Below are 17,866 nucleotides of genomic sequence, written 5' to 3' on the forward strand. Positions count from 1 at the left end.
GCCGAAGGGCCCGTCCGCGCGGACGGGCCCTTCGGCGGTTACGGCGTGAAGACGTAAAGGCGTGAAGACGTGAGCGCGCCGAGGTCAGCGCGAGCGGCGGGACAGCCGCTCGACGTCCATCAGCACCACCGCGCGCGCCTCCAGCTTCAGCCAGCCGCGGCCGGCGAAGTCGGCGAGCGCCTTGTTGACCGTCTCGCGGGAGGCGCCGACCAACTGGGCCAGCTCCTCCTGGGTGAGGTCGTGGGCGACGTGGATGCCCTCCTCGGACTGCACGCCGAAGCGGCGGGAGAGGTCCAGCAGGGCCTTGGCGACGCGGCCGGGCACGTCGGAGAAGACCAGGTCGGACATCACGTCGTTGGTCCGGCGCAGGCGGCGGGCGATGGCCCGCAGCAGCGCGATGGAGACCTCGGGGCGGGCGTGCAGCCAGGGCTGCAGGTCGCCGTGGCCCAGGCCGAGCAGCTTGACCTCGGTCAGCGCGCTGGCGGTCGCGGTGCGCGGGCCCGGGTCGAACAGCGACAGCTCGCCGATCATCTCGCTGGGGCCGAGGACGGCGAGCATGTTCTCGCGTCCGTCCGGCGAGGCGCGGTGCAGCTTGACCTTGCCCTCGGCGACGACGTACAGCCGGTCGCCTGGGTCGCCCTCGTGGAACAGCGACTCACCACGGGCGAGGGTCACCTCGGTCATGGAAGCGCGCAGCTCGCCGGCCTGTTCGTCGTCGAGTGCCGCGAAGAGTGCGGCGCGCCGCAGAACGTCGTCCACGTGCTTCCTCCTTCTCGGCCGTTCGGCGGGTGGGCCGTCCGGCGCAAGTTCCGTACCGTGCTCTGCATCACCAAGCATGGCGCATGTCGCTCCGATCATATGAGGAGGGGGTGTGCCGAGGTGTGCCGTGCGGGGCCATTCGTACCGGCGGGTCACCGGGTGGGGCGTCGCGGGGGCGGCGCCGGGTCGAGCGCCTGCTCGGGCGGTTCGAACAATGAATCGCCCACCGCCGTACGGGCGTAGAGGACGCCGTGGCCGGCCCGGTGGGCGCTGGTCGGACCCGCCGCGCGCAGGGCGGTCAGGTGCTGCGATACGCCGGCGGCGGACAAACCGGTGCGGCGGGTCGGCCAGGGCCGAGGCCTCGCCGGGGCGGCCGCTCGGCCCGTTCAGCCGGACCGGGCCGGGTTCAGCCGGTGAAGCCCAGCTCGCCGAGGGTCTTCTCGATCCGGGTGCGGTGCGCCGCCTCCCAGTCGTCCAGCGTCTCGGCGGCCTCCTTGGCCAGCTTGGCGCGGGCCGCCGCCAGGGCCTCGGCGCGCCGGTCGGCGGGCACCACCACGACCCCCTCCTCGTCGGCCACCACGACGTCACCGGCCGCCACCGGCACGCCGCCGCAACGCACCCGGGCGCCGTGTGTGCCGAGCTCCCGCTTGGCCCCCGGGATCGGGATCACGCCGCGGGCGAAGACCGGGAAGCCCAGCTCCCGCACCTCGCCCAGATCCCGGATCAGGCCGTCGGCGACGAACGCCGCGACGCCCCGGCGCTGCGCGACGGCGCACACGTTGCCGCCGGCCAGCGCGTAGTCCAGGTCGCCCGACTCGACGACGATCACGGCGCCCGGCTCGGCCCGGTAGATCGCCGCGTGCAGCATCAGGTTGTCGCCGGGCGGGCACTGCACGGTGAACGCCGGGCCGGCCACCCGCGGCGCCCCCGCCCACAACGGACGGATGCCGATGTCCATGACCTGGGCGCGCCCGAGCACGTCGGCCAGGGTGGTGGTGGGGATGTCCTTGAAGTCCTGGTCCATGCTTCCTCGTTCTCCGGTGGGCGGGCGGCGGCCGGCCGCCGCCGGTCACGCTAACCCGCGACGGTTCGGGCGAGGAAGGCCCTTCGGCCGGAGAACTCCACGGCTCGGGCGGGAAGGTCGGGCGTGGGGTTCAGACGCGGAAGGCCGCGACGTAGCGGCGGGGGTCGCGGCGGAGGTCGGTGTCCCAGCGGGCCGTGGTCTGTTCGGCGAAGGTCTGCCCGGTGCGCAGCACTTCGTCGAGCGGGTCGAGGTAGTCGAGCACCTTCGGCTGTTCCAGGCCGGCGCGGACCCGGGCCCGCAGGCCTGCCCGGGCGAGCCGGACGAGTTCCGCCGCGAGTTCGCGGACCCGGTCGCCGCCGAGCATGGTGTCCAGGCCGTCGGCGGGGAGCCTGGCCTTCGCCGCGCGGTGCTCCGCCACGCCGTGGTGGCGCAGCAGTTCCCAGGCCGCCGTCCGCGAGGGCGGGTGGTAGGCGAGCCCCGCCCACAGCGCCGGTACGGCCGGGATGTGCCGGTACGGCGGGCCGTCCCCGGCCCGCAGTTCCAGGGTCCGGCGGACCCTGACGTCCGTCCAGATCTGCGACATGTGGGAGACCCAGTGGTCGAAGGTCGGCATGGTGCCGTCGTCGAAGCCCTGCCGCAGGATCTCGGCGAACGGCCGGTCGGGGGCGGGCCGGTACCGTCCGTCCGGGCCGCGGTAGTAGATCATCGGGATCCCCAGCGCCCAGTCGATGACGTCGTCGGCGTTCACGTCGGGCCGCAGCGCGGGCGGCAGGACGCCGCAGCGGCGCGGGTCCATCCGCAGCCAGTTCTGCGACCTGTGCGAGAGCAGCCCGTTCGACCGGCCGCCCTGCAGCGGCGAGTTGACGAGCAGTGCGGCGACCACCGGGGACGCGGCGGTCAGCATCCGCAGCTTCTGGGTGAAGTCCTCGTCGGACAGGTAGTCCAGGTGCACCTGGGTGGACAGCGACATCGACATGATCTTCGGGGCCCCGCTGCCGGCCTCGCCGATCCGGTCGAAGAAGTCGCGCATGACGGCACCGCGGAGCATCGGCACCCAGGAGACGGTGTCGAGCCGGTCGAAGGGGAGGTTGCCGCCGGGCAGGAGGGCCAGGCCGAAGCGCCCGACGAGTTCCGCGAGGCGCTCCATCGTGGCCCGCATGTCGTCCACGGCCGTGGCCAGGTCGGCGGCCGGGACGGAGGAGTACTCGACCTGGCCGCCGTGTTCGAGCGTGATCTGGGCGGTGTCCGCCAGGTCCACGCCGGTCAGCCGGCCGTTGTCGCGCCGGTCCGTGCCGCCCCATTCGGCGAGGACGGCCTCCAGGACGGCCCGGACGCCGTTCTTCCCCTCGTAGGGGGCGGCCCGCCCGGTCTCCGGGTCGACGATGCCGTTCTCGATCTCCAGCCCGATCCGCTCGGTCGCGGCCGCGGCCGGGGCGAGCAGCGGTCCGAGGTCGTCGCGGTGCAGCGCCGCTCCCGCCGCCGGGCCGCCGCTCTGCTCGCCGGTTCGGCGCCGGGGCGCCGGTGCCGCGCTCACCCGGCCCGCAGCCGCGCGGTGTCGTCGGCGTGCTGCCCCCGGTCGATCACCTGGCCCACCACGGCCAGGGCCGACTGGGCGGCGCCCTGCATCCAGGCGTGCGCTCCGGACAGGTGCTCTCCGGCGAAGAAGATCCTCGGGTCGTCGGTCGGGTGCGGGGCGCCGAGCCCGGTCAGGTACCGGGTGTGCTCGCCGGGCGCGAGGTGGGCGAAGGCGCCGCCGCCCATGCCGACCTGGTCGTCCCAGTTCCAGTGCACGATGTCGTCCGCGTCGCGGAGGATGCCGGGGTGCAGCCGTTCCAGGCACTTCAGGACCAGCAGGTCGCGGTCGGCCGGCGGCAGGGTGGTGAAGCGGCGGGCGTTGGCCCCCCACAGGTAGGCGCCGACGAGCACCGCGGGCTCGTGGGAGCGCTGCGGGTCCCGGGCGGCCCAGCGCCGCCTGCCGACGGTGCTCCCGTTGGTCCGGCCGTCGACGGGCCGGGCGTTGTCCGACGGGTACCAGCACTGCTGGATCGGCATGTCGGTGAAGCTGCCGCCGCCGAAGATCCGGTCGTCCAGTTCCCAGCCGCGCCGCTTGGTGTGCACGAGCGTCTTCGTGCTGCTGGCGTAGCTGATGCCGCGGATCGCGTGGCGCTGGTGGTGGGGCAGGCCGGGCCGGAAGCTGATCTGGTCGAGGGCGGGGACGGGGACGCAGCAGACGACGAAGTCGACGTCCTCGGTGATCGTGCCGCCGAGGCGCCGCCCGTGCACCCGGACGCCCCGGCGGGTCAGCGAGAGCTCGTCGATCTGGGTGGACAGCTGGAGGGTCCTCGGCCGCAGCCGGCGTACGAACGCGTGCACCAGGCGGTCGGTGCCGTCGACCAGTTCCACCTGGCCCGCGTGGAACAGGCCGAAGTAGTCGACGAGGACCTCCAGCAGGGAGGACTGCTCGTAGTGGACCAGGCCGCTGGCGTGGCCGAGGAGGTCCCAGGCGTCCTGCGACAGGTGCTCGTGGACGTACTGCCACAGCGACACCGAGACGAGCCGGTCGAGCGCCGGGTCGTCCCAGTGGCCGTCCAGCACCCGCCGGCGCTGGTCGGGGGTGAGCGTCTCCCAGGCGGCCGTCAGCAGCCGGTCCAGGATCCGCCGCGGGTCCTGCTTCTCGGCGGCGCGCAGCGCGAACGCCGGGTGCAGCGCGTGCACCTCCTGGACGCGGGCGCGGTGGCCGCGCAGGTGGTAGTAGGCGTCCGGGTTGAAGTTGACGAACGGCCTGGTCCGCAGGCCGAACTGGGACACGTAGTGGAGGACGCAGTGGTGGTTCCCGGGGATGCGCATGGCGCCCAGGTCGGCGTGCGTGCCGTCCCAGAAGCGGTGCGTGCGCACCCGTCCGCCGGGTTGGTTCGACCGCTCGTACAGGACGATGCCGAAGCCCCGGCGCTGGAGCTCGTAGGCGGCGACGAGGCCCGCCACCCCGGCCCCGATCACCGCGACCCGCCCGGTGGCGCCGGTCACCGGGCGCAGCAGGCTGCTGGGAAAGGCGAAGCTCTCGTCGAACATGGGCACCTCGCGTCGTCGTAGCCCTCAGCCTGGGGCAGCCCGTCGTCGCGAGCCACCAGACGGCGCCCATCCGAACGTCGGTCCGCGGCTGCCGCGGGCTCCGGTGATCCGCTGCCCGCCGTGGGCCGTTCGGCGTAGCCTTCGTGCATGGCAGAGAGCAAGGTCCGGGCGGCGGCGGCACCGAAGGCGAAGGCCGTGCCGGGGGTGAAGCCGGGGAAGCCGGAGTCGCACCTGGCGATGGTGCGGCGGGCGCGGCGGATCAACCGCGAGTTGACGGAGCTGTACCCGTACGCGCATCCGGAACTGGACTTCGAGAACCCGTTCCAGCTGCTGGTGGCGACCGTGCTGTCGGCGCAGACGACGGACCTGCGGGTGAACCAGACGACGCCGGCGCTGTTCGCGAAGTACCCGACGCCGGAGGACATGGCGGCGGCGAACCCGGAGGAGCTGGAGGAGGTCATCCGCCCGACCGGGTTCTTCCGGAACAAGGCGAAGTCGCTGATCGGCCTCTCGATCGCCCTGCGCGACGACTTCGGCGGCGAGGTCCCGGGCCGCCTGGACGACCTGGTGAAGCTGCCGGGCGTGGGCCGCAAGACCGCCAACGTGGTCCTCGGCAACGCCTTCGGGGTGCCCGGGATCACCGTGGACACGCATTTCGGGCGGCTGGCCCGGCGGTTCGGCTGGACCGCCGAGGAGGACCCGGTGAAGGTCGAGGCGGCCGTCGCCGAGATCTTCCCGAAGTCGGAGTGGACGATGCTGTCGCACCGGGTGGTCTTCCACGGCCGCCGGATCTGCCACTCCCGCAAGCCCGCCTGCGGCGCCTGCCCGGTCGCGCCGCTCTGCCCGTCGTACGGGGAGGGCGAGACCGACCCGGAGAAGGCGCGCAAGCTGCTCAAGTACGAGCTGGGCGGGCAGCCCGGGCAGCGGCTGAGGCCGCCGGGGGACTTCCCCGGGGAGGCCGCCGCCCGGGCCGACGCCGCCGGGCACCAGGGGCGGATCGCGGACCTGGCGGTGGGCGAGTGACCCGCGAGGCACGGCGGGCGCCGGAGCCGTCGGCGGTGCGGGTGGTCGAGGGGGACGGCCTGCCGGCCTGGCTGGAGCCGGTGCGGGAGGCGGCCGAGCGGGTGCTGCCGGAGCAGCTGAGCCGCTTCCTGCCGCCGGTGGAGGGCGGCCGGGCGGCGGCGGTGCTGATGCTGTTCGGCGAGGGCCCGGACGGGCCGGACCTGCTGCTGATCGAGCGGGCCCGCTCGCTGCGCTCGCACGCCGGGCAGCCGTCCTTCCCGGGCGGCGCGCTGGATCCGGAGGACGGTGACCCGGACGGCCCGGGCCCGGTCGCGGCGGCGCTGCGCGAGGCCTGGGAGGAGACCGGGCTGGACCCGGCCGGGGTGCAGGTGTTCGCGGTGCTGCCGGCGCTGTACATCCCGGTCAGCCGGTTCGTGGTGACCCCGGTGCTGGGCTGGTGGCGCGAGGAGTCGCCGGTGCGGCCGGTGGACCAGGGGGAGACCGGCGCGGTGTTCCGGGTGCCGGTCGCCGATCTGGCCGACCCGGCGAACCGGGTGCGGCTGCGCCACCCGTCCGGGCACGTGGGGCCGGCCTTCGCGGTGGCCGGGCGGCTGGTCTGGGGGTTCACGGCCGGGGTGATCGACCGGGTGCTGCACCACGGCGGGCTGGAGCTGCCCTGGGACCCGTCCCGGATCGTCGACCTCTCGGACGAGGCGCTGGCCCTGGTGCAGGGCGATCTCGACCACTCCCGGGCGCTGCCGGGCGGCGACGCCGGTCCCACGTGAGGGGCCGTCTGCGCGGCCGGGCCGCGGGCCGTGGGAGGGTGTCCGGGTGAACGTCCTGGATGTGCTGCTGATCGCCGCTGCCGTGGCATTCGCCGTGTCGGGCTACCGGCAGGGCTTCGTGGTGGGTGTCCTGTCCCTGGTCGGCTTCCTGGGCGGCGGCCTGCTGGCCGTCCAGCTGCTGCCGCTGCTGCTCGACCACCTCAGCCCGGGCACCACGGCCTCGGTGGTGGCCGTGGTGGTGGTGATCGTGTGCGCCGCGATCGGCCAGGCGGTGACCGCGCACTTCGGCTGGAAGCTCCGGGGCCACATCGGCCGCCGTCCGGCGCGGGTGCTGGACGCGACCGGCGGCGCGGCCGTGAACGTGGTCTCGATGCTGCTGGTGGCCTGGCTGATCGGCTCGGCGCTGGCCGGGGCGTCGCTGCCGACGGTGTCCAAGCAGGTCCGCTCCTCGGCGATCCTCGGCGGCGTGCAGAACGCGCTGCCCGACGACGCGCCGAACTGGTTCTCGGACTTCTCCAAGGTGCTGGCCCGCAACGGCTTCCCGCAGGTCTTCAACCCCTTCGAGCACGAGCCGATCACCCAGGTCGACACCCCCGACCCGGCGCTGGCCGGCAGCCCGGCGGTGGCGCGGGCCAAGCAGAGCCTGGTCAAGGTGGTCGGCACCGCCACCTCCTGCAGCAAGACCCTGGAGGGCAGCGGTTTCGTCTTCGCCCCGCACCGGGTGATGACCAACGCCCACGTGGTCGGCGGGGTCGACGAGCCGACCGTGCAGATCGGCGGGGTCGGCCAGCTGTACGACGCGACGGTGGTCCGCTACGACTGGCAGCGCGACATCGCCGTCCTGGACGTCCCCAAGCTGAACGCGCCCCCGCTGGCGTTCGCGGGCGAGGCGAAGACCAATGACAGCGCGATCGTGGCGGGTTTCCCGGAGAACGGCGCCTTCAACGTCCAGCCGGCCCGTATCCGCGGCCGGATCCAGGCCAACGGCCCGGACATCTACCACCGCGGCCAGGTGGTCCGCGACGTCTACTCGGTCCGCTCGCTGGTCCGCCAGGGCAACAGCGGCGGCCCGCTGCTCACCCCGGACGGCCAGGTCTACGGCGTGGTGTTCGCCAAGTCGCTGGACAGCGCCGACACCGGGTACGTGCTGACCGCGGCCGAGGTGCGGGAGGACGCGGAGAGGGGCAGCACCGCGAGCACCCCGGTGGACACCCAGGGCTGCGCGCTCTGACCGGGCCGCGGGGCGGTCCGACGCGCCGGGTCCGACGATCCGATATCCGTCACACCGTCAGTCCGCCCTGGTAGCCTCTGCCGCGCTCACCCGTTCGGCTCAACCGGGCGCCGTCCCGGAGTGAGTCTTACGGGAGGTCGTGGTAGTCCGATGATGGGTCACTCGCACGCGGTCAGTGGGGCGATGCTGTACGCCGCCTCCGCGCCGTTCCTGCCCCCGCTGCTGCTGCACACCACGCTGCAGCCGGCGGACATACTGATGGGCACGGTGCTGTGCGCGGGGGCGGCCCTGCTGCCGGACCTCGACCACCACGACGGCTCGATCGCCAACTTCCTGGGGCCGATCTCCAAGGCGCTCTGCCGCTTCGTGGCCTGGGCCTCCGGCGGGCACCGGCACGCCACCCACTCGCTGCTGTTCGTCGCGCTGATGGGCGCCGGCACCTGGGCGGGCGTCACCTACCTGGGCCGCAACTTCACCCTGGTGCTGACGTTCTTCCTGATCGCGCTCGCGATCCGGGCGCTGCGGCTCTGCCCGCCGGGGGACGGCCCGGAGAGCTGGATCACCGTCATCGGGCTGTCCGCGCTCGGAACCTTCGGGATGAACACCTGGATGCCGAACTCGCCGGGCTGGCTGCCGTACGCGGTGGCGCTGGGCACCCTGGCGCACCTGCTGGGCGACTGCCTGACCAAGAAGGGCGCGCCGCTGCTCTGGCCGCACAAGGAGCGCTACGAGGTGGTGCTGATCAAGCGCAGCGGCAACAACGTCGAGACCAAGGTGCTGGTGCCGATCATGTCGGTGGCGACCTTCGTCCTGCTCTGGTTCACCGCGGTGTCGCCGACGCTCGTGAACTGACCGGCGGGACTGGCCGGCCAGCCGACCCGACCGGCGGGACCGACCGGCCGAACCGATTGGTCGGCCGGAACCGGTCCGCCGGACCGGCCGGACGACGCGGCGCGAGGCCTCAGGTCTCGCGCCGCAGTCGTGCGCCGACCCAGCGGGCGCGTCGGCCGAGGATGCGGGGGATGCCGAGCTGCCGCTGCGCCGGGCGTGGACGGCGGTCGGGGCCGTCGTAGCCGAGGTCGTCCGCCCAGTCGGAGCGGTGGGCGGAGCGCTGGGAGCTGTTGTGGCGTCGGGCGCGCGGGGCGCCGCCGCGATCGGGCATCCAGGTCATACCGGAATGGATGCCCCTGGGCCGGTGGGGGTAACCGCCGGGCGCGCGTCGAAAATGGCCTATGCGGTTGTCATATGTGCGTCAGATCAAGGGAGTTGGGACCAAGGGCCCTTCCCTCCCGGCCCCTTCGCCGCTCCTGCGCCATCACTCCTTGTGACGGCCGACCCAGTCCAGCAGCTCCGCGGTGAACTGCTCCGGGGCCTCCTCGTGCGGGAAGTGCCCGACCCCCGGCATCAGCCGCCAGCGGTACGGCGCCGCCACGTACTCGCCGCCGCCCAGCGCGGTGTGCGACAGCAGCACCGGGTCCGCCGCGCCCTGGACGTGCAGGGTCGGCGCCGTGATCGGCTTCTTCATCCGCCGGGCGAACTGGATGCCGTCCGGGCGCGCCATCGAGCGCAGCAGCCAGCGGTACGGCTCGATCGAGCAGTGCGCCGTGCTGGGGATCTGGATGGCCTGCCGGTACGCGTGCACCGCCTCCTCGTCCAGCCGGTTCGGACCGGCCCAGGCGTCCAGGTAGCGGCCGACCAGCGCGGCGTCGTCGGCCACCAGACGGCGTTCCGGTATCCACGGCCGCTGGAAGCCCAGCACGTGCTCGAAGGCGGCCGCCTGGCGGCGGTCGGTCAGCAGGGCCCGGCGCAGGTCCCGGGGGTGCGCGGCGGAGACCACGGTGAGGCTCTGGATCACCGACGGGCGCATCACCGCCGCCACCCAGGCCAGCGTGCCGCCGGCGGCGTGCCCGACCAGGTGCGCCCGGCGCTCGCCGAGCGAGCGGATCACCCCGGTGATGTCCAGGGCGAGGTTGCCCGGGTCGTACCCGCGCGGGGTGCGGTCGCTGCCGCCGACACCCCGCAGGTCGAGCGCCACCGCCCGGTAGCCGGCCTCGGCGAGCGCGGTCAGCTGGTGGCGCCAGGCCCACCAGTACTCGGGCCAGCCGTGCACCAGCAGCACCAGCGGGCCCGAGCCCAGCTCGGCGATGTGGAACCGGGCGCCGTTGGCCGCGAGGTCGCGGTGCGTCCACGGGCCGCTCTGCCGGACGCTCCAGGCCTCGGCGCCGCCGTCGGGGGTGGTGCCGGGGGCCTCATCGGCGGGCTCCCCCCCGGGTGCCAGGTCGGGTCCGGAGTCGGCGGACGGCTGCGCGGATACGGGCTTCTGGTCAAGCGGCATACCGAGAGCGTGTCACATCCGTGCGCCGGACGGCGCCCGGCACTCGCTCCCGGCGGGTCCGGGCGGGCGGCGTGCACCGCCACCGGACGGACGGTTACGGGATGCGGCCCAGGGCCCGGTCGATCTCCTCCTTGGTGGCCGGGCGCGGCCGGGCGTTCTTCAGCACGTCGGCGGTCTTCTGGGCGCCCTCGATGGTGCGGTGCGGCTTCTCGATCCGCTTGAACGAGCGCCAGGCCATCAGCCCGAGCAGCACCGCGAGCAGCAGGTAGGCGCCGGCCACGATGAGGAACGACCAGCCGAGCGACAGGCCCAGCGCGTGGATGCCGAAGGCCGCCGCGGCGCTCAGCATCGGGACGGCGGCCAGCGCCACCACGGCGGCGACGCCCAGCGAGACGCCCCCGGAGACGCCGCGCTTGACGTCCGCCCGGATCTCGGCCTTGGCGAGCGCGATCTCGTCGTGGACGAGTGCGGACAGGTCGGCGGTGGCCGCCGCGAACAGCTGCCCCACCGAACGCTCGCCCTCGTAGGGCGCCCGGCCGTTGCTGGACGGGTCTGCGGCTCCTGCGGGCATCAGCGGTTCTCCTCTGCGGCTGTGCGGCGTGACGCCGCCGCGTGGTGCGGTTCGGGGGGCCGGAGGGGCCCGGAGGCGTCAGTGGACTGTCGACAGCTCAGAATCATGCCCCTACCGGTCAGTCGCACACCACTCCGGGGCCCCGCCGGGGGGACGTGTCCGGGCTCTGCCGGGCCGCCGGCGGGCCTCAGCGGGGCTTCTCCGGCCCCTCGCCGTCGGGTCGCGGGGCGAGCCCGGCGGCCCGGGCCCGCCAGGCCGGGTCGTCCTCCTGGTAGACGTCCGGGACGCCGTCGCCGTCCACGTCCCGGTCCTCCTCCTCGCACAGCTCGCGGTAGTGCCGGTTGCGGAGCTTGAGCAGCACGGTGGCCACCGTCGCGCAGAGCAGCGAGCCGACCAGGACGGCCGTCTTGGAGAGGTCGGCGAGGGCCAGGTCGTCGCGGAACGCCAGTTCGCTGATCAGCAGCGAGACGGTGAAGCCGATGCCCGCGAGCACCGAGACCGCGAACATGTCGGCCCACCTGAGCTTCGGGTTCAGCTCGGCCCGGGTGAACCGGGCGGCCAGCCAGGTGCCGCCGAATATGCCCACCGTCTTGCCGACCAGCAGGCCGATGACGATGCCGAGCGGCGTGGCCTGGGTGAACACCTCGCGCAGCGACGGGCCGGAGATCGTCACCCCGGCGGCGAACAGTGCGAACACCGGGACGGCCAGGCCGGCCGAGAGCGGGCGGACCAGGTGCTCGATGTGCTCGCCGGGGGAGTGCTGCTCGTCGCCCTCCCGGTGGCAGCGCAGCATCAGGCCCATCGCGACGCCCGCGACCGTGGCGTGGATGCCGCTCTCGTGCATCAGCGCCCAGTTCACGACGGCCAGCGGTACGAACAGGTACCAGCCGTGCACCCCGCGCCGGTGCAGGAACCAGAACAGCACCAGGCCGGCGAAGGCCAGGCCGAGCGCCCAGAACCTGATGCCGGAGCTGTAGAAGACCGCGATGATCAGGATCGCGATCAGGTCGTCCACCACGGCGAGGGTGAGCAGGAAGGCGCGCAGGGCGGACGGCAGGTGGCTGCCGACCACGGCCAGCACGCCGAGCGCGAAGGCGATGTCGGTGGCGGTCGGGATGGCCCAACCGCTGGGGTGACCGCCGCTGCCCGAGTTGACGAGCGCGAAGAGGATCGCCGGCAGCGCGACGCCGCAGACGGCGGCCACCACCGGGAGCAGCGCGGCGCTCGGGGTGCGCAGCTCGCCCGCGACGAACTCGCGCTTGAGCTCGATCCCGGCCACGAAGAAGAAGATCGTCAGCAGGCCGTCCTTGGCCCAGTTGCCGAGGGTGAGGTCGAGGTGCAGCGGGGCGGAGGGCCCGACGGTGTAGTCGAGGACGCTCTCGTAGGCGTGCGGCCAGACGTTGGCCCAGACCAGCGCGGCCACGGCGGCTAGCAGCAGCAGCACGCCGCCGACCGTCTCGGTGCGCAGGGCGTCGGTGATGAACGTCCGCTCGGGCAGGGACAGTCGGCCGAGCAGCTGCCGGCGGCGGGTCGTCGGCTCGTGGACGGGCGGCTGGTCGGTCACGAGGACCTCCTGAGGGGCTGGGAGCGGCAACGGATGCACGTGTGGTGCAGTTGCCGACCAGACTTCCCGGCGCGCCCTGTGACGCTCGGACTCCCGTTCAGGGATCTTGATGCGTCGTTAACAGTCTAGGGGATCGTTCGGGTGACATCCGGATTGTCCTATTCAAGGACTTAAGCCCTACGGGTGGGTTCTGCACTCCGGAGGAGCAGCGGCACGGCACCCGAATGGCCCAGGCCGCTCGCAGACGGGTGAACGCGTCACCGTCGGTCGCGGGGCACCGCCCGCTCCCGGCCGCCCCGCTGTACACCCCGGCGGCCGACCGGAAGGGGGCTTCAGACCCGCGGCATGGCTGTGCCCCGGGCGGTGACCACCGCCCGGGGCACGCTTCACCGTGTCGGCCGGCTCAGCCGTTGCCACCCGCCGGCGGCAGCTGGGCCTGGATCTGGCTCATCACCGTGCTGTCGGCGAGGGTGGTGGTGTCACCGACCTCGCGGCCCTCGGCGATGTCGCGCAGCAGACGGCGCATGATCTTGCCGGAGCGGGTCTTCGGCAGCTCGCCGACCACCTTGACCTGCTTCGGCTTGGCGATCGGGCCGAGCGTGCGGCCGACGTGCGCGCGCAGCTCCTCGACCAGCTCCGGGCTCTCGGTGGCGCCGCCGCGCAGGATCACGAAGGCGACGATGGCCTGGCCGGTGGTGGCGTCCGTGGCGCCGACCACGGCGGACTCGGCCACCGACGGGTGGCCGACCAGGGCCGACTCGACCTCGGTGGTGGAGATGTTGTGGCCCGAGACGAGCATGACGTCGTCGACCCGGCCGAGCAGCCAGATGTCGCCGTCCTCGTCCTTCTTGGCGCCGTCACCGGCGAAGTAGCGGCCCGCGAAGCGCGACCAGTAGGTGTCGATGTAGCGCTGGTCGTCGCCCCAGATGGTGCGCAGCATGGACGGCCACGGCTCGGTGAGCACCAGGTAGCCGCCGGAGCCGTTCGGGACCTCGTTGGCCTCGTCGTCGACCACGGTGGCCGCGATGCCCGGCAGGGCGCGCTGGGCCGAGCCCGGCTTGGTCTCGGTGACGCCCGGCAGCGGGCTGATCATCATGGCGCCGGTCTCGGTCTGCCACCAGGTGTCCACGATCGGGGTCTTGCCGGCGCCGATGTGCTCGCGGTACCAGATCCAGGCCTCGGGGTTGATCGGCTCGCCGACGCTGCCCAGCACCCGCAGCGAGGACAGGTCGAACTTCGCGGGGATGTCGTCGCCCCACTTCATGAAGGTGCGGATCGCGGTCGGCGCGGTGTAGAGGATCGTCACGCCGTACTTCTGGACGATCTCCCAGAACCGGCCCTGGTGCGGGGTGTCCGGGGTGCCCTCGTAGATGACCTGGGTGGCGCCGTTGGAGAGCGGGCCGTAGACGATGTACGAGTGGCCGGTGACCCAGCCGATGTCGGCGGTGCACCAGTAGACGTCGGTCTCCGGCTTGAGGTCGAAGACCGCGTGGTGGGTGTAGCTGGCCTGGGTGAGGTAGCCGCCCGAGGTGTGCAGGATGCCCTTGGGCTTACCGGTGGTGCCCGAGGTGTAGAGGATGAACAGCGGGTGCTCGGCGTCGTGCGCCTCGGGGGCGTGCTCGGTGGACTGGCGCGCGGTGATCTCGTGCCACCAGACGTCACGGCCCTCGGTCCAGGAGATCTCCTGCCCGGTGCGGCGGATCACCAGGACGTGCTCGACGCCGTCGACCTTGGTGAGCGCCTCGTCGATGGCCGGCTTGAGCGCGGACGGCTTGCCGCGGCGGTAGCCGCCGTCGGCGGTGATGACGAGCTTGGCCTGGGCGTCCTCGATGCGGGAGGCGACGGCGTCGGCGGAGAAGCCGCCGAAGACCACCGAGTGGGTGGCGCCGATCCGGGCGCAGGCGAGCATCGCGACGACCGCCTCGGCGATCATCGGCAGGTAGACCGCGACCCGGTCGCCCTTGCGGACGCCGAGCTCCAGCAGCGCGTTGGCGGCCTGCGAGACCTCGTCCTTGAGCTGGGCGTAGGTGATCGAGCGGCTGTCGCCGGGCTCGCCCTCGAAGTGGATCGCGACCCGGTCGCCGAGACCGGCCTCGACGTGGCGGTCGACGCAGTTGTAGGCCACGTTGAGCTTGCCGTCGGCGAACCACTTGGCGAAGGGCGGGTTGGACCAGTCCAGCGTCTCGGTCGGCTCGACGGCCCAGCTGAGGCGGCGGGCCTGCTCGGCCCAGAAGCCCAGGCGGTCCTCGGAGGCCTGCGCGTACGCGGCCGCGGTGACGTTGGCGGCGGCGGCGAGCTCTGCCGGCGGGGCGAATCGCCGCTCCTCCTTGAGCAGGTTGGCCAGGCTCTCGTTGCTCAACGCGCACTCCTCATCGAGTCATGATCGGAGACGATCCCGTGCGTGGGGATTGTCCCGTGTGTCCCAGCGCACAGCTCACCAGGCGAATGGGGCACTTGACAAGAGCCTCCGGGTAATTGGTGTAGACCTTTGACCGACAGTCGAACGGACCATCGTACGGCGCACCGCCTCGGGGCGGTGCGCCGTACGACGGCCGGAGGGCCCGTGCCCCGGCCCGCCCGGCGGGGACACGGGCCCGGCTCTCAGGCGGCCAGCCAGGGGCCGTCCTCGGTGCCGCCGGTGGGAACCCGGCCGTCCTCATTCACCCGTTCGGGCGTGTCGCCCGCCACCGGCCCGGCCGGCGGTGTCCTCGGCGCTGCCGGGCCGGCCGCGGTTGCGGCCGCTGCCGTCCCGATGCGCGCCTCGATCGGACTGAACGTCCCCTCGGCCCGGTCGAGCACGTAGGCCTGGGCGGTCGCGAAGTCGAAGTACATCCCGACCAGCCGCAGGGTGCCCTCCTCCACCCGGCGCTCCACGGCCGGGTTGGCCAGCAGCTGGTCCAGCTGCTGGACCACGTTGGTGATGCAGAGCTGCTCCACCAGGTCCACCACCGGCCGCGCGTCGAACCCGGCGGGGACCCGGCGGAGCCGGTCCAGCGAGCCGCGGCCGTTGCGCAGCCAGCGGGCCAGCGGGGTGGGCGGCCCGGGGCGCTCGTGCACGCCGTCCAGCAGGGCCTTCATCGCGCCGCAGCCGGAGTGGCCGCAGACCGTGATCGAGCCGACCTCCAGGACCTCGACCGCGTACTGCACCGCGGCCGCCACCGAGTCGTCGGCCGCGCCGGGCTCGTACGGGGCCGGTACCAGGTTGCCGACGTTGCGGACGGTGAACAGGTCCCCCGGGCCGCTGTTGGTGATCATGCTGGTGACCATCCGGGAGTCCGCGCAGGTCAGGAACAGCTGGGAGGGTGTCTGCCCCTCCCGGGCCAGCCGGGCGAGTTCGGGCCGGATCAGCGGGGCGGTGTGCTGCTGGAACACCCGGACGCCGTCCAGCAGCCGGCCGTGCGGATCCTCCTGCTGCTCGATGCAGTGGTGGCCGACCCAGGGCGTCCAGGCCCGGCAGCGGTGCGGGCCGGGTGAACTGCCCGCCCGGACGGTGCCGTCGGGGTCGAGCACCTCGTCGTCCCTGCGGCGCGTCACCATCGAGACCCGTCCGCCCGCGGCCTGGTGGCCCGTCCGCCAGCTGTGCAGCGTCTCGTACGCGGCGTGGTCCAGGAAGGAGCCGTCGTGGACCACGGTGACCTCGGCGCCGGAGGGGATCCCGGCCAGCGCCCGGCTCAGCCGGGGTACGGCGGTGAAGGTGAGCGGCCCGTGCGTCTGGACGGTGACCGCGCCGGCCGGGCCGGCCAGCACGTCCACGTGGGCGCGGGTCAGCCGGTAGAGCGCGAGCAGCACGGCGGTGCCGGCGCCGAGCGCGACGCCCCACAGCACGCCGAGAGCCACCACGCCGAGCACGGTGGTCAGGTAGACCGGGAACTCGCGGTGCCGGTGCACGTTGCGGATGTGCGCGAAGCTCACCATCTGCAGCCCGACCACCAGCACCAGCGCGGCCAGCGCGGCCAGCGGGATCCGGCGCAGCCCGCCGGTCAGCGCCAGTGCGGCGGCGAGCACCCAGACGCCGTGCAGCACCGAGGACCACCTGGTCTGGCCGCCGGCCCGCACGTTGGCGGTGCTGCGGACGGCGCCGCCGGCGACGGGCAGCCCGCCGACCAGCCCGCTGACGATGTTGGCCAGGCCCTGGCCGCGCAGTTCGCGGTCGAGGTCGCCGGTACGGCGGGACATCCGGTCGACCGCGACGGCGGACAGCAGCGACTCCACGCCGGCGACGGCGGTGACGGTCAGGACGGCGGCCAGCACCCCGGCCAGCGGGCCGTGCGGCAGTGCGGGCACGAGGGCGTGCGGCTGCCAGGCGGGCAGCCCGATGTGGGCGAGCCGCAGGTCCAGGGCCAGGGCGAGCGCGGTCGCGGTGGCGACGGCGGCCAGCGGGCCCGGCACCTTGGCCAGCCTGGCGCCGAACTCGCCCGCGCGGCCGGGGAGCCGGCCGAGTCGGGGCCAGCCCAGCAGGACGGCCACGGTCACCGAGCCGGCCAGCAGCGCGGGCGGGTGCGGCCCGGCCAACTGGCCTGGCAGCGCGAGGAGGTTGGCGATCGCGGAGCTCTGCGGGGAGCCGCCGAGGACGACGTGCAGCTGCGCGATGGCGATGGTGAGCCCGACCCCGGCCAGCATGCCGTGCACGATGGCGGGCGAGACGGCGAGCGCGGTCCGGGCCACCCGGCGCAGGCCGAGCAGGAGTTGGAGCAGCCCGGCGGCCAGGGTGATGGCGCAGGTGGCCCGCCACCCGTACTGGACGATCAGTCCGGCGGTGATCACGGTCAGCGCGGCCGAGGGGCCGCTGACCTGGAGCGGGGTGCCGCCGAACAGTCCGACGACGATGCCACCGACGGCCGCGGCGGCGAGGCCGGCGGTGAGCGGGGCACCGGTGGCGAGCGCGATGCCGAGGGAGAACGGCACGGCGATCAGGAAGACCACCAGGGAGGCGGAGAGGTCCTGGGCCCAGCGGGCCTTGGTGCCGGGGCCCGGTGGTGCGTGGTCGGTGGTGTCGGAGGCGATGGGGGCGCTGGAGATGTCGAGGGTCATTGTCTTCCCGTCTGTCCGGGGGAACGAACGCAGTCAGGTCCGGCGGTGGGTGGGGCTCCGGGGCGGATCGGCTGTCGTGGGTCGCGACGGTGTGGCGGGATGGCGTGGGCGCGGCGGGGAGTGCGGGTGTCACCGGCCGGACCTTGACCATCAGGGCCCGCCAGGGGCCTGGGCGAGGTGCGGGACGTCTCGCCGAGGGCCGTCGGGACGGACCATCAAGACTCGGTAAACCGAGGGTAATGAAAGCTTTGCACAGCGTCATTCCGGGAGGGAAGGGGAAAACCCCCTGATTCACCCCATTGGGTGGTGTTCGAACCGCTGGGGATCTGCTGGCGGCGCCGGGCGGTCCGGACATGCGGAACGGGCCGTGGGGCCCCCCCGGGGGGGGGGGGGGGGAGCGGGCCGTTTTTGTGGAGCCGCGTCCGGCCTTTCTCCCCCCCCAGGGGGGCCTCCCCCCCCCCCCCCCCCCACCCCCCCCCCCCCCACCCCCCCCCC

14 protein-coding genes and 1 pseudogene are annotated in these 17,866 nt (G+C 73.7%); 4 read left to right on the forward strand and 11 right to left on the reverse strand.

The features are described from left to right. Positions 1–84: 84 nt before the first annotated feature. The 5 genes and pseudogenes from ACFVX9_RS08220 to ACFVX9_RS08240 form a co-directional block, all read right to left on the reverse strand. Positions 85–759: a Crp/Fnr family transcriptional regulator gene (locus ACFVX9_RS08220; RefSeq protein ID WP_030240972.1), complete on the reverse strand. Its 675-nt coding sequence runs from the start codon at positions 757–759 to the stop codon at positions 85–87. A 152-nt stretch (positions 760–911) separates the two neighbouring features. Further along, positions 912–1,100: pseudogene (locus tag ACFVX9_RS08225) on the reverse strand (transcriptional regulator); the annotation flags it as partial. Positions 1,101–1,165: 65 nt separating this feature from the next. Next, positions 1,166–1,783, reverse strand: a complete 618-nt coding sequence (locus ACFVX9_RS08230) for an RraA family protein (RefSeq protein WP_380479263.1) — start codon at positions 1,781–1,783, stop codon at positions 1,166–1,168. 130 nt (positions 1,784–1,913) lie between these two features. Then, complete coding sequence (locus tag ACFVX9_RS08235) at positions 1,914–3,317, reverse strand: glutamate-cysteine ligase family protein (RefSeq protein WP_063348666.1); 1,404 nt, start codon at positions 3,315–3,317, stop codon at positions 1,914–1,916. Beyond that, positions 3,314–4,852: a flavin monoamine oxidase family protein gene (locus ACFVX9_RS08240; RefSeq protein ID WP_380377244.1), complete on the reverse strand. Its 1,539-nt coding sequence runs from the start codon at positions 4,850–4,852 to the stop codon at positions 3,314–3,316. The genes ACFVX9_RS08235 and ACFVX9_RS08240 overlap by 4 nt, the downstream gene beginning before the upstream one ends. 147 nt (positions 4,853–4,999) lie before the next feature. Here ACFVX9_RS08240 and nth point away from each other — a divergent pair, with 147 nt between their 5' ends. The 4 genes from nth to ACFVX9_RS08260 all read left to right on the forward strand — a co-directional run bounded on the left by nth (position 5,000) and on the right by ACFVX9_RS08260 (position 8,722). After that, positions 5,000–5,875, forward strand: a complete 876-nt coding sequence (gene nth, locus ACFVX9_RS08245; RefSeq protein ID WP_380377243.1) for an endonuclease III — start codon at positions 5,000–5,002, stop codon at positions 5,873–5,875. Beyond that, positions 5,872–6,639 carry a CoA pyrophosphatase gene (locus ACFVX9_RS08250; RefSeq protein WP_063348669.1) on the forward strand — a complete coding sequence of 256 codons (768 nt, stop codon included), beginning with the start codon at positions 5,872–5,874 and terminating at the stop codon, positions 6,637–6,639. Before nth ends, ACFVX9_RS08250 begins: the two co-directional genes overlap by 4 nt. 46 nt (positions 6,640–6,685) lie before the next feature. After that, on the forward strand, positions 6,686–7,870 hold the full coding sequence (locus ACFVX9_RS08255; RefSeq protein ID WP_063348670.1) for a MarP family serine protease: 1,185 nt from the start codon (positions 6,686–6,688) through the stop codon (positions 7,868–7,870). Between the two features lie 150 nt (positions 7,871–8,020). Next, on the forward strand, positions 8,021–8,722 hold the full coding sequence (locus tag ACFVX9_RS08260; RefSeq protein ID WP_063348671.1) for a metal-dependent hydrolase: 702 nt from the start codon (positions 8,021–8,023) through the stop codon (positions 8,720–8,722). Positions 8,723–8,831: 109 nt separating this feature from the next. Here the strand turns inward: ACFVX9_RS08260 and ACFVX9_RS08265 are convergent, their stop codons facing one another. From ACFVX9_RS08265 to ACFVX9_RS08290, 6 genes are all read right to left on the reverse strand, one after another. After that, positions 8,832–9,041: a hypothetical protein gene (locus ACFVX9_RS08265; protein WP_387980996.1), complete on the reverse strand. Its 210-nt coding sequence runs from the start codon at positions 9,039–9,041 to the stop codon at positions 8,832–8,834. A 144-nt stretch (positions 9,042–9,185) separates the two neighbouring features. Then, complete coding sequence (locus ACFVX9_RS08270) at positions 9,186–10,205, reverse strand: alpha/beta hydrolase (RefSeq protein WP_363370492.1); 1,020 nt, start codon at positions 10,203–10,205, stop codon at positions 9,186–9,188. Positions 10,206–10,299: 94 nt separating this feature from the next. Then, the gene (locus ACFVX9_RS08275) at positions 10,300–10,776 is read right to left on the reverse strand and encodes a phage holin family protein (RefSeq protein WP_063348673.1); all 477 of its coding nucleotides are present in this window, start codon (positions 10,774–10,776) and stop codon (positions 10,300–10,302) included. Positions 10,777–10,963: 187 nt separating this feature from the next. Next, positions 10,964–12,340: a Na+/H+ antiporter NhaA gene (nhaA, locus tag ACFVX9_RS08280; protein WP_079135771.1), complete on the reverse strand. Its 1,377-nt coding sequence runs from the start codon at positions 12,338–12,340 to the stop codon at positions 10,964–10,966. Between the two features lie 403 nt (positions 12,341–12,743). Continuing rightward, complete coding sequence (gene acs, locus ACFVX9_RS08285) at positions 12,744–14,699, reverse strand: acetate--CoA ligase (protein WP_063348674.1); 1,956 nt, start codon at positions 14,697–14,699, stop codon at positions 12,744–12,746. A 242-nt stretch (positions 14,700–14,941) separates the two neighbouring features. Continuing rightward, the gene (locus ACFVX9_RS08290) at positions 14,942–17,371 is read right to left on the reverse strand and encodes a SulP family inorganic anion transporter (protein WP_387980999.1); all 2,430 of its coding nucleotides are present in this window, start codon (positions 17,369–17,371) and stop codon (positions 14,942–14,944) included. Between the last annotated feature and the right edge of the window lie 495 nt (positions 17,372–17,866).

This window comes from Kitasatospora sp. NPDC058243 (assembly GCF_042882025.1).
Lineage (GTDB): Bacteria > Actinomycetota > Actinomycetes > Streptomycetales > Streptomycetaceae > Kitasatospora.